Source organism: Pseudomonas sp. GM84 (assembly GCF_000282535.1).
Classification (GTDB): Bacteria; Pseudomonadota; Gammaproteobacteria; order Pseudomonadales; family Pseudomonadaceae; genus Aquipseudomonas.
This window is the reverse complement of sequence record NZ_AKJC01000075.1, coordinates 16679-28389: the sequence shown is the minus strand read 5'-3', so window position 1 is coordinate 28389 and position 11711 is coordinate 16679. Positions and strand designations below refer to the sequence as shown.

At 64.3% G+C, this 11711-nt stretch carries 11 protein-coding genes; 4 read left to right on the top strand and 7 right to left on the bottom strand.

The features are described 5' to 3' along the window. Positions 1 to 293: 293 nt before the first annotated feature. The 7 genes from PMI38_RS04950 to PMI38_RS04920 all read right to left on the bottom strand — a co-directional run bounded on the left by PMI38_RS04950 (position 294) and on the right by PMI38_RS04920 (position 6753). On the bottom strand, positions 294 to 1103 hold the full coding sequence (locus PMI38_RS04950) for a gamma-glutamyl-gamma-aminobutyrate hydrolase family protein (protein WP_008091374.1): 810 nt from the start codon (positions 1101 to 1103) through the stop codon (positions 294 to 296). Between the two features lie 395 nt (positions 1104 to 1498). Continuing rightward, positions 1499 to 2281, bottom strand: a complete 783-nt coding sequence (locus PMI38_RS04945) for an amino acid ABC transporter ATP-binding protein (protein WP_008091373.1) — start codon at positions 2279 to 2281, stop codon at positions 1499 to 1501. 22 nt (positions 2282 to 2303) lie between these two features. Beyond that, entirely contained in the window at positions 2304 to 3548 is a 1245-nt protein-coding gene (locus tag PMI38_RS04940; protein ID WP_008091371.1) for an NAD(P)/FAD-dependent oxidoreductase, read from the bottom strand. A 15-nt stretch (positions 3549 to 3563) separates the two neighbouring features. Then, positions 3564 to 4274 (bottom strand): ABC transporter permease, encoded by a 711-nt coding sequence (locus PMI38_RS04935; RefSeq protein ID WP_008091370.1) that lies wholly within the window; start codon positions 4272 to 4274, stop codon positions 3564 to 3566. Continuing rightward, the gene (locus PMI38_RS04930; RefSeq protein WP_008091369.1) at positions 4271 to 4990 is read right to left on the bottom strand and encodes an ABC transporter permease; all 720 of its coding nucleotides are present in this window, start codon (positions 4988 to 4990) and stop codon (positions 4271 to 4273) included. The genes PMI38_RS04935 and PMI38_RS04930 overlap by 4 nt, the downstream gene beginning before the upstream one ends. 125 nt (positions 4991 to 5115) lie before the next feature. After that, positions 5116 to 5868: a transporter substrate-binding domain-containing protein gene (locus PMI38_RS04925; protein ID WP_008091367.1), complete on the bottom strand. Its 753-nt coding sequence runs from the start codon at positions 5866 to 5868 to the stop codon at positions 5116 to 5118. 21 nt (positions 5869 to 5889) lie between these two features. Continuing rightward, complete coding sequence (locus tag PMI38_RS04920; RefSeq protein WP_008091366.1) at positions 5890 to 6753, bottom strand: MurR/RpiR family transcriptional regulator; 864 nt, start codon at positions 6751 to 6753, stop codon at positions 5890 to 5892. 142 nt (positions 6754 to 6895) lie between these two features. On the opposite strand from PMI38_RS04920, the gene PMI38_RS04915 reads away from it, so the two are divergent. The 4 genes from PMI38_RS04915 (at position 6896) to tpx (ending at position 11489) form a co-directional block, all read left to right on the top strand. Further along, positions 6896 to 7921, top strand: a complete 1026-nt coding sequence (locus PMI38_RS04915; RefSeq protein ID WP_008091364.1) for an Ldh family oxidoreductase — start codon at positions 6896 to 6898, stop codon at positions 7919 to 7921. Between the two features lie 224 nt (positions 7922 to 8145). Continuing rightward, positions 8146 to 9342 (top strand): amino acid aminotransferase, encoded by a 1197-nt coding sequence (locus PMI38_RS04910; protein ID WP_008091363.1) that lies wholly within the window; start codon positions 8146 to 8148, stop codon positions 9340 to 9342. Between the two features lie 197 nt (positions 9343 to 9539). Further along, positions 9540 to 10820 carry a serine/threonine transporter gene (locus PMI38_RS04905; protein WP_008091361.1) on the top strand — a complete coding sequence of 427 codons (1281 nt, stop codon included), beginning with the start codon at positions 9540 to 9542 and terminating at the stop codon, positions 10818 to 10820. A 168-nt stretch (positions 10821 to 10988) separates the two neighbouring features. Next, entirely contained in the window at positions 10989 to 11489 is a 501-nt protein-coding gene (gene tpx / locus PMI38_RS04900; RefSeq protein WP_008091359.1) for a thiol peroxidase, read from the top strand. Positions 11490 to 11711 lie beyond the last annotated feature (222 nt).

Genomic DNA, 11711 nt, shown 5'->3' with positions numbered 1-11711 from the left:
AAGCGGACAACCATGGCCTGACAGACCGTGGCACGTTGCAACAAATGTAGGAGCGAGCTTGCTCGCGATGCGCCGCGCGGGCGGCGCTCGATCTCGCAGACGCAGAAGATCTCCCGACAACCACCTGAGCAGTCATCGTATCTCTTAAGGGGGAGGGGTAAAAAACGATCGCGGAGACAGGCACAAGCCCGCCGCCCGCTTCCACGGGAAGTGTTCTGGGACCAGCAGAGGGTGACCGGGGAAGCGGGGGCGACCTTGCGCCGCCCCGCGATCAAAGCTAACGAAGCTGAGTGTCAGGCGGCCTGTTGGCGCTTGACCTGGGACTTGCGCACTTGGGCGCGGCAGGCGTCGCCGAAGGCCTGGAAGATCTTGATCGAATCAGGGTTCTTGGCCGCTTGCCACTCCGGATGCCACTGCACGGCGAACAGGAAGGGCGAAATGCTTGGCGCATGAATCGCTTCGACCAGGCCGTCTTCGGCAAGGGCAATCGGCTCGATGCCGGCGCCGAGGTTGCGCAGGCCCTGGCCATGCAGCGAGTTGACGCGAATCTCGTCGGTGCCGAGGGTGTCACGCAGCCAGCTGCCTGGCTTGATCTTCACGCCATGCACCTGGGCGTACTGCACCTCGACCGGGTCTTCCGGGTTTTCCCGGTGGTCGTTGAAGCCAGGTTCTGCGTAGACCTTCTGGTAGATATCACCACCCAGGGCCACGTTGATTTCCTGCATGCCACGGCAGATGCCGAAGATCGGCAGGCCGCGCTTGATCGCCGCCTTCACCAGCGGGATATCGAAGAGGTCGCGGTTGACGTCCTGGCCTTTGCCTGGGGTCTGGTTTTCCTGGCCGTACAGGCTCGGCTCGATGTTGCTGCCGGCACCGGTCAGGTACACGCCGTCGGCCATGTCCAGATAGGTCTCGAGGTCTTCGATGCCACAGCAGGTGGGCACCAGCACCGGGACGCAATCGGAGAACTCGACCAGCGGGGTGATGTATTTGTGGGTCATGACCTGGTAGTCATGGCCTTTGCGCTCTTGGCTGCCCATGGTCATCAGGACGACGGGTTTGCGCAGGGAGGGTTTCTTGTTGCCAATGTTGCTGTTGGACATATGTCACCTTATGACAGGTTCGACCTGCCGTTGTTGTGCAGGTGCACGGCGCGGGGCCTGGTGTGTCACCTGAAGTCCCGAGCACTGCCGGCTCGTCAGAGGCGACGATTCCGGTCGGGGCTTGTTGATAGCTTGCCAGAGCCGTTCGATATGTCAAACGGCTGAAGGGGCCGTGGGAAGGGGTTTTGCGCCGAATTTCAGGGGGTAAAACCCTTGCGAGCCTCAGGCGGCAAGGGTTTGGCAGGGGGTGAGGTCAATAATATTTAACGACGCAGTTGGATCATTGCAGCCGTGCAATAAAGGGGGCCTTGCGCCCCCATCGCCGGCAAGCCGGCTCCCACATGGCTTGTGCTGGACCTGTGGGAGCCGGCTTGCCGGCGATAGGGCCAGTGAAATCAATGAAGAATCTGCGCCAGGAATCCCTTGGCCCGCGCCGTGCGCGGCTGGCTGAAGAACACCTCCGGCGGGCTGTCCTCGATGATCTGCCCACCCTCCAGGAACAGCACCCGCTCCGCCACCTGCCGGGCAAAGCCCATCTCGTGGGTGACGCAAAGCATGGTCATCCCGGTGCCGGCGAGTTGCACCAGCACATCCAGCACCTCGGCGACCATCTCCGGATCAAGCGCCGACGTCGGTTCGTCGAACAGCATGATCCGCGGCTTCATGCACAGCGCCCGGGCGATCGCCACTCGCTGTTGCTGGCCACCGGAGAGCTGGCTGGGGTATTTGTGCGCCTGGCTTTCGATACCGACCTTGCTCAGGTACATCCGTGCCCGTTCCTCGGCATCCTTGCGCGACAGGCCGCGCACGCTGGTGGGTGCCAGCAGGCAGTTGTCGAGCACGCTCATGTGCGGGAACAGGTTGAAATGCTGGAACACCATGCCGATTTCGCTGCGCACCTGGGCGGCCTGGCGCGTGGTGGCGGCAAGGTCGGTGCCTGCCACCTGGATGCTGCCCTTCTGGGCCACTTCCAGGCGGTTGATGCAGCGAATCAGGGTGGACTTGCCCGAGCCGGACGGGCCACACAGGACGATGCGCTCGCCTTCGCGCACCTGCAGGTCGATGTCGCGCAGTACATGGAAGGCGCCGTAGTGCTTGTTCAGGCCCTCGATGCGGATCAATACCGGGCGTGGGTCGGGTTCGGGGGCAAGGCTGGCAACGCTCAGAGGGGCGGTCATGTTGTTGTTCTCCCGCAGGGTTTCAGTCGAAACGTGCCGCGCTGTAAGGCGCAGGGTCGGTGAAAGGGCGCTCGCCGGTGAGCAGCTCGGCCAGCAAGCGGCCGCTGACAGGGCCCAGGGTCAGGCCGTGGTGGGCGTGGCCGAAGTTGAACCACAGGCCCTTGTGTCGCGGCGCCGGGCCGATCACCGGGCGCATGTCCGGCAGGCACGGGCGGCGGCCCAGCCAAGGCTTGTCGTCCAGGCGCTCGCCCAGGGCCGGGAACAGCTTGCGGGCCAGGGCTTCGCAGCGCTCGAGCTGGATTTCGTTGCCCGGCGCATTGCTGGCGGCGAACTCGATACCGGTGGTCAGGCGCACGCCGCGGGCCATGGGCGCCAGCACGTAGCCGCCCTGGGTGTCGCAGATCGCGTGCTGCAGCTGCGCGTCGCCCTGGGTGGCGTAGTGCATGTGATAGCCGCGCTTGATGCCCAGCGGGATCTGGTAGCCCAGGTGCTGGTAAAGGTCGGCCGATTGCGGGCCCAGGCAGGCCACCACCTCGTCGGCGGTGATCGGCCCGCGCTGGCTTTCGACCTGCCACTGGCCGCCGACCTGGCGCAGGGAGCGCGCGTCACCGTGAAGGAACTGCCCGCCACGCTGGACGAACAGCCCGGCGTAGCCACGGGTGAGGGCGCCAGGGTTGTTCACGGTTTTCGGGTCTAGCCAGTGAATGCCGCCGACCACGGCGCTGTCGAGCTGATGCTCGCGCCCCTGCAGTTGGCCACGTTCAAGGACTTCGTACTGCAGGCCGTAGCGGGCCAAGCCCTTGAGCTCGGCCTTAGCCCGTTCGAACAGTGCGGGGTCGCGGTACACCTCGATCCAGCCCTTGGCCTGCACCAGCCCTTGCAGGCCAGCCGCGTCGATGAAGGCGTCGTGCTCTTCGACGCAGCGCTGCACCAGCGGCAGCATGTCGGCGGCTGCACTGGCCAGGCGCCTAGGCGCCGACTGCTGCCAGTAGCGCAGCAGCCAGGGCGCAGCCTTGGGCAAGTGCAGCAGGCTGTAGCGCACATCCGGCTGGCGGTTCAGGCCGTAGCGCAGCAGGGCGCCGAATTGGCGGGGGAAGGCGTACGGGATCACGCTGGAGCGCTCGATCAGCCCGGCATTGCCATGGCTGGTGCCGCTGCCGGGTTCGTCGCGGTCGATCAGGATCACCTGTCGCCCGCGAGCCTGCAGGTGCAGCGCGGTACTGACGCCAACGATGCCGGCGCCGAGGACAAGGGTTTGGCAGTGCATGGAGGTATCCTTCGGTCAGTTCAGGTGGCGGCCCAGGCGGGCTTCCAGGTGTTTGAGCAGGCGCCGCACCAGCTCCACGACCACCAGGTAGAGCACGGCGGCCCACAGGTAGATCTGGAAGTCGAAGCTGCGCGAGAAGGCCAGCTTGGTCACGCCCATCAGGTCGTAGATCGTCACCAGCGAGGCGATGGCGCTGGCCTTGATCATCAGGATCAGCTCGTTGCCCAGCGGGCCGATGGCTACCAGCAACGATTGCGGCAGGATCACCTTGAAGAAGGTGGTCGAGCGTTTCAGGTTCAATGCCCGCGCGGCTTCGTACTGCCCCGGGGCCACGGCCATCAGGCTGCCGCGGAAGATCTCGGCCTGGTAGGCGGCGGTGTTCAGGGTGAAGGCTAGCAAGGTGCAGAACCAGGCTTCGCGGAAGAACCACCAGAGGCCGACGTCCTGCCAGAAGCCCTTGAGCGAACCAAGGCCGTAGTACAGCAGAAACAGCTGGGCCAGCAGCGGCGAGCCGCGGAAGAAGTAGATGTAGCCCGCCGCCAGGCGTTGCAGCAGCAGGTTGCGCGACAGGCGTGCCAGGGCCAGCAGCAGGCCGAGCACGGCCCCCAGGCTGAAGGAAATCGCCACCAGCTTGGCGGTCACCAGCAAGCCATCGACGAAGCGCGGCCCATAGCGCTCCAGCAGGTCAGGGTCGAGGACCAGGCTCAGCAGTTGTTCGGCACTCATGCGCGTGCTCCTTGCAGGTGGCGGTTGCTGCGCCGTTCGATGTAGGCGAACACCCGCCCCGACAGCGCCGAGAACAGCAGGTAGCCCACGCAGGCGACGCCATAGAAGAACATCGGTTCCTTGGTCACGCTGACCGCAAGGTTGGTCTGGCGCATCAGGTCGACCAGCGAGATGGTCGACACCAGCGAGGTGTCCTTGAGCAGCGACAGCCAGTTGTTGGAAAGGCCCGGCAGGGCGATGCGCGTCAGCTGGGGCAGCACCACCTTGAAGAACGCCGTGCGCTTGCTCAGGCCCAGCGCCGAGCAGGCTTCCAGCTGGCCTTTGGGCAGGGTCTTGAAGGCAGCCAGCCAGATTTCGCTGGAAAACGCCGCGAACACCAGGCTGAAGGCGATCATCGCGGCGAGGAAGGTGTTGATCAGGAACTCGCCTTCATAGCCCATGGCGGCCAGCAGCTTCTGCGCGGCGATCTGGCAGCCGTAGTAGATGATCAGCAGGGTCAGCAGTTCGGGCAGGCCGCGGAACACGGTTGAGAAAGTGGTGGCCCAGGCGCGCGGCAGGCGTTTGCGCGAACGGGCGGCCAGGGCCACGGCCAGGCCCAGTGGCAGGCCGATGGGCAGGCAGGCGAGGGCCAGCGACACGGTGACCAGGGCACCGGCCAGCAGCGCCTGGCCCCAGCCACCACTGGCGAAGGACAGCAAGGACAATTGGTCGAGCATGACATACCCCTTGTGTTGACGGGTCTGGCCCTATCGCCGGCAAGCCGGCTCCCACAGGTAACGCACCGAACCTGAATTTGTGGGGTACCTGTGGGGGCCGGCTTGCCGGCGATAGGGGCCGATAGTCAGTTATAGATGTCGAAGGCGAAGTACTTGCTGGCGATCTTCTGGTAGGTGCCGTTGGCGACGATCTCGGCCAGTGCGGTATTGAGCCGCTGGCGCAGCGCCTCGTCGTCCTTGCGCACGGCAATGGCGGCATCGGCCTTGGTCCCGGCCACGTCACCGAGGACCTTGCAGCAGTCCTGGCCGTTCTTGCTCATCCACTCGTGCAGCGGGAACTTGTCGGCGATCACTCCGTCCAGGCGGCCGGCGGCGAGGTCGGCGTTGGCTTCGTCCATGGTCGGGTACAGCTTCACGTCGGCGCCGGCCTTGGCGTAGACGTCCTCGGCGTAGATCGCCTGGGTCGAAGACGACTGGGCACCCACGGTGAAGCCGTTGAAGGTGGTCTGGGCGTCGCTGATCTTGCTGTCCTTGGCCACGGCGACGGTCAGCGGTGTGCGGTAGTAGTGGTCGGTGAAGGCGATTTTCTTGCGCCGCTCCTCGGTGTCGATCATCGAGGCGACCACGGCATCGTATTTGCGCGCCATCAGCGCCGGGATGATGCCTTCCCAGTCCTGGGCGACCAGGGTGCACTCGACTTTCATCTGCGCGCACAGGGCGTGGGTGATGTCGATGTCGAAGCCGTGCAGCTGGTTATCGGCATCGACATAGTTGAAGGGCGGGTAGGCGCCCTCGGTGGCGAAGCGCAGGGTTTCGGCACTGGCTGCACCCGCCAGCAGCAGGGCACACGCACCCACCATAGCCATGGTCTTGTTCATCTTGCACCTCTTGCACTCTTGCTATTGTTGTTTGCCCGCCGTGTAGCCGACGAACTCGTTATGTAGAGCGGCAGTCGCTTCCAAGCGTTTTTCAACATCAGGCCCGAGTTTCCTGCAGACCTCGTTGACCATCAGGTGCACCCACGACAGCATCGCCGAGGTGGATTCCCAGAACAGATTGAACTCGGTGGGGATGCGGAACACCTCGTCGGCGTTGGCATCGGCCCAGTCACAGAAGGTGTCGGTCACCAGGGTGACCGGGATGCCCGCCTGGCGTGCCTTCTGGCACAGCAACAGGGCGTGGCGGGAATAGCGGCGCGCCTCGAACACCACCAGGGCACTGTTTTCCGGACGCCCCAGCAGCACTTCGCCAAAATGCCCGGCGCTGCCATCGACCACCTGCACGCCGTCGCGCAGGTAATGCAGCAGGTGCGCCATGCACTGGGCGACACCGCGCTCGGTCTGAAAACCGGCAATGAATACCCGTGGCCGTTCGGCCAGGCGCTGGGCGGCGCGATGCCAGGGCTCGCTGCGGCTGTATTCATGCACCCGCACCAGCGCGGCAATTTCCAGCTCCAGGCTGCCAGCGCTGGCCGTGTCGTCGTGCTGCTGGCGGTATTCTTGCAGGCGGTCACCGACCAGCCACGGGCCATCACCCAGGTCGCTCTGCAGGTCTTGCTTGAGGGCCTTGAGATGGGCATAACCGAGGGCACGGCAGAAACGCCCGACACTGGATTCGCTGACACCAAGCTTGGCGGCGATGCTGGCCGAGGTCTGGAACGGCAGTTCGTGGAGGTTGGCGAGCATGTAGCTGGCAATCTTGCGGCCCGACGCGGCGGCCCCTTGCAGGCTGCTTTCCAGGCGTTGCTTGAGCGATTGGTTCATGCTGCTGCTCCGGTGAGGCGTGAAACAGAAAATGGATGTTTTCTGTCATCAAGTCAATATTTGACAGATAGCTGTCACTTGCAGGAAAGTTTTTGTCGTTGCCAACGCTGTTGCCATTCCAATTCCAAGAAAGGAGCTTCAGATGTCTGCACCTTCCAACAGCCCTGTCGTGCGCGTGCCGTTCAGCCAATTGCAGGGGCTGCTGCAAGCGATTCTCCAACGTCACGGCTGCAGCCAGAACGTGGCCGGCGTGCTTGCCCATAACTGCACCAGCGCCCAGCGCGACGGTGCCCACAGCCATGGCGTGTTCCGTATTCCAGGTTATGTCTCGACGCTGGCCAGCGGGTGGGTCAATGGCCAGGCCACGCCGCAGGTCACCGACGTGGCGCCGGCGTTCGTGCGGGTCGATGCCGGGGGTGGCTTTGCCCAGCCGGCCTTGGCCGCGGCGCGCGGCCTGCTGGTAGAGAAGGCGCGCAATGCCGGTATCGCCGTGCTGGCGATCCACAACTCGCACCATTTCGCTGCGCTGTGGCCGGATGTCGAGCCGTTCGCCGATGAGGGCCTGGTGGCCTTGAGCGTGGTCAACAGCATGACCTGCGTCGTGCCGCACGGGGCGCGCAAGCCGTTGTTCGGCACCAACCCGATCGCGTTCGCCGCACCGTGCGCGGGGCATGACCCGATCGTCTTCGACATGGCCACCAGTGCCATGGCCCATGGCGACGTGCAGATCGCCGCGCGTGCCGGCCAGACGTTGCCCGAGGGCATGGGGGTGGACGCCCAAGGGCAGCCGACCACCGATCCGAAGGCCATTCTCGAGGGTGGCGCCTTGTTGCCGTTCGGCGGGCACAAGGGGTCGGCCTTGTCGATGATGGTCGAGTTGCTGGCGGCGGCGCTGACCGGTGGGCATTTCTCCTGGGAATTCGACTGGTCGGGGCATCCGGGGGCGAAGACGCCCTGGACCGGGCAGTTGATCATCGTCATTGATCCGAGCAAGGCTGAAGGCGAGCGGTTTGCCCTGCGCAGCCGGGCGCTGGTCGAGCAGATGCAGGCGGTGGGGTTGACGCGGATGCCGGGTGAGCGGCGTTATCGGGAAAGGGAAGTTGCCGAGCGGGAAGGGGTGGCGGTGACTGAGCGGGAGCTGCAGGAGCTTGAGGCATTGGCTGGCTGAACGGGCCTCATCGCCGGCAAGCCGGCTCCCACGTCGATCGCGTCTGGCCGGGCTTGGTGTGGGAGCCGGCTTGCCGGCGATGAGGCCAGTCGATCCAACCCGGCAGCCCAGCCATGCAATCTTGCATAGACAACCTTGCACATTAGGTGATGTTCCTTCCCCGCGACTGCGGGTATCCTCAGGGCAGTCATTCCGAACTGTCCTGATCCAAGGAGCTGCACGCTGTGTTCAAACATGTCGATGCCTATGCCGGCGACCCGATCCTCTCGCTGATGGAAACCTTCAAGGCCGACCCGCGCGCCGACAAGGTCAACCTGAGTATCGGCCTGTACTACGATGAGGCCGGCGTGGTGCCGCAACTGGCGGCGGTGGATGCGGTGGAAAAACGCATCGCAGGCCAGGCCCATGAAGCTTCGCTGTACCTGCCGATGGAAGGCCTGGCCAGCTACCGCCAGGCGATCCAGGCACTGCTGTTCGGCGCCGATCACCCTGCAGTGACCGGCCAGCGTGTGGCCACCGTGCAGACCGTCGGCGGTTCCGGCGCGCTGAAAGTCGGTGCCGACTTCCTCAAGCGTTACTTCCCGCAGTCGGAAGTCTGGGTCAGCAATCCGACCTGGGACAACCACCGCGCCATCTTCGAAGGTGCCGGGTTCAAGGTGCACACCTACCCGTACTTCGACCAGACCACCCGTGGCGTCGACTTCGACGGCATGCTGGCCACCCTGCAGACCCTGCCGGCCAACAGCGTCGTGCTGCTGCACCCGTGCTGCCATAACCCCACCGGCGCCGACCTCGAGCCGCAGCAGTGGCAACAAGTGGTGGAAGTGGTCAAGGCGCGCGAGCTGATCCCGTTCCTCGACATCGCCTACCAGGGCTTCGGCGTAGGCCTGGCGGAAGATGCCTTCGCCATCCGCGAAATGGCCCGTGCCGGCGTACCGTGCCTGGTCAGCAACTCGTTCTCGAAAATCTTCTCGCTGTACGGCGAGCGGGTAGGGGGCCTGTCGGTGGTCTGCGACGACGCAGCCACCACCCAGAGCGTGCTCGGCCAGCTCAAGGCGACCGTGCGCCGCAACTACTCCAGCCCGCCCAACTTCGGTGCCCAGCTGGTGGCCGGCGTGCTCGGCGATGCGGGCCTGAACGCCCAGTGGGCGGAAGAAGTGGAAGTGATGCGCAAGCGTATCCTCGACATGCGCCAGGCGCTGGTCGATGCCCTGGCCGTGCTGCTGCCGGGCCAGGACTTCCAGTTCTTCCTGCGCCAGCGCGGCATGTTCAGCTACACCGGTTTCAGTGTCGAGCAAGTGCGCCGCCTGCGTGACGAGTTCGGCGTGTACCTGATCGACAGCGGCCGGGTGTGCATGTCCGGGTTGCGCCCGGCCAACCTGCAACGGGTTGCCGAGGCATTCGCCGCCGTTCAGAAGTGATGTGACAAAAGGGGCCGCGACGCGGCCCCTTTCTTCCTCCAGTTGTCATGACAAGTGCAACCGTCCCTCGGGTGGGGCTTTCCAAAGTGCAACCATCAGCGCACAATCGCGCCCTTCTTTATTCGGTTGAGTAGGGCGAGTGGTCTATTTCGCCATTCTCAGCCTGTTGCAGTCTTGCGAGTGGAGCTTCACCCGGAATGAATGAGCAGGCCTCTAGCGTTGAACAACGCTTTGCAGAATCGACCCCCGCCACCCTTGGCAGCTGGGCGCGTCACGACACCACCTGGATGCTGGGGCTGTTTGGCACCGCCATCGGCGCCGGCACGCTGTTCCTGCCGATCAACGCCGGCCTCGGCGGTTTCTGGCCGCTGCTGATCCTGGCCGCGCTGGCCTTCCCCATGACGTACTTCGCCCACCGTGGCCTGACCCGCTTCGTGCTCTCCGGGCGCAGTGGCGGCGATATCACCGAAGTGGTCGAAGAGCATTTCGGCATCAAGGCCGGTGCACTGATCACCGTGCTGTACTTCTTCGCCATCTTCCCGATCCTGCTGATCTACAGCGTGGCCCTGACCAACACGGTCAGCAGCTTCATGGAGCATCAGCTGCACATGACGCCGCCACCGCGGGCGCTGCTGTCGTTCGTGCTGATCCTCGGCCTGCTGGCCATCGTGCGCTGCGGCGAACAGGCCACGGTCAAGGTCATGAGCCTGCTGGTCTACCCGTTCATCGTCGCCCTGGCGCTGCTGGGCCTGTACCTGGTGCCGCACTGGACCGGTGGCATTCTCGACAGCGCCAGCCAGCTGCCGTCGGGTTCGGCCTTCCTGCACACCGTGTGGCTGGCGATTCCGGTGATGGTGTTCTCGTTCAATCACTCGCCGATCATCTCGGCCTTTGCGGTTGACCAGAAACGCCGCTACGGCGAGCACGCCGACGAGCGCAGCGGGCAGATCCTGGCCCGTGCGCACCTGCTGATGGTCGCCATGGTGCTGTTCTTCGTGTTCAGCTGCGTGCTGACCCTCGACAGCGCCCAGCTGGCCGAGGCCAAGGCGCAGAACCTGTCGATCCTGTCCTACCTGGCCAACCACTTCAGCAACCCGACCATTGCCTTTGCCGCGCCGCTGATTGCCTTCATCGCCATCGCCAAGTCGTTCCTGGGCCACTACATCGGCGCCAGCGAAGGCCTCAAGGGCATCATCGCCAAGACCGGCGCACGCCCGGGTGCCAAGACCCTGGACCGTGTGGTCGCGGCGCTGATGCTGGTGGTGTGCTGGATCGTCGCCACGCTCAACCCGAGCATCCTCGGCATGATCGAATCGCTCGGCGGCCCGATCATCGCGGTACTGCTGTTCCTGATGCCGATGTACGCCATCCGTCGCGTGCCTTCGATGCGCAAGTACAGCGGCGCGATGTCGAACGTGTTCGTAACGGTGATCGGTCTGGTCGCGCTGACCTCGGTGGTGTACGGCCTGCTGGCCTGATACAACCGCTGCTGTAAAGAATGTCCGGTTGGCTTGTCGCCATCCGGACATTTTTTTGTCCACAATAATTGTCTGGTAATAGAACAATTTTATCGTTCCCCATAGGCACCCGGCCGCCTTCATGCTTAACTCAGGGTCTTTTTCAAACCCCGCATAAGGATTTCGTTCATGGCTCAAGTGACTCTCAAAGGCAACCCGGTTCAAGTCAAAGGCAACCTGCCGCAGGCCGGTGCCCAGGCGCCTGCCTTCTCGCTGGTAGGTGAAGGCCTGGCCGACAAGTCGCTGAAGGACTTCGCCGGCAAGCGCAAGGTGCTGAACATCTTCCCAAGCGTCGACACCCCGACCTGCGCCACTTCGGTACGCAAGTTCAACGCCCAGGCCAATGACGTGGCCAACACCGTGGTGCTGTGCATCTCCGCCGACCTGCCGTTCGCCCAGGCCCGTTTCTGCGGCGCCGAAGGCCTGGAAAACGTGAAGAACCTGTCGACCCTGCGCGGCGCCGAGTTCCTCGAGAACTACGGCGTGGCCATCGCCGACGGCCCGCTGGCCGGCCTGGCTGCCCGCGCCGTGGTGGTGCTGGACGAGAACGATAAAGTGCTGCACAGCGAACTGGTTGGCGAAATCGCCGACGAGCCGAACTACGACGCGGCGCTGGCTGTACTGAAGTAAGGATTGCGCAGGGGCTGGGCAGAGGTGGTTTGTCTGTGCCGACTTGTCCCGCGAAAGGGCCGGCCTTGATAGCGCAACGCTCCAGGCACCCGCCCATCCAAGCAACACCCTGTAACGGCCCGGAACACGTTCCGGGCCGTTTTCATTTAAAGTTCAGCGTTTTGGCAACGTCAGGCAAAGGTAAACCTCTGGTAAAGGCCCTTTGCTAAAACGATGCCAGTG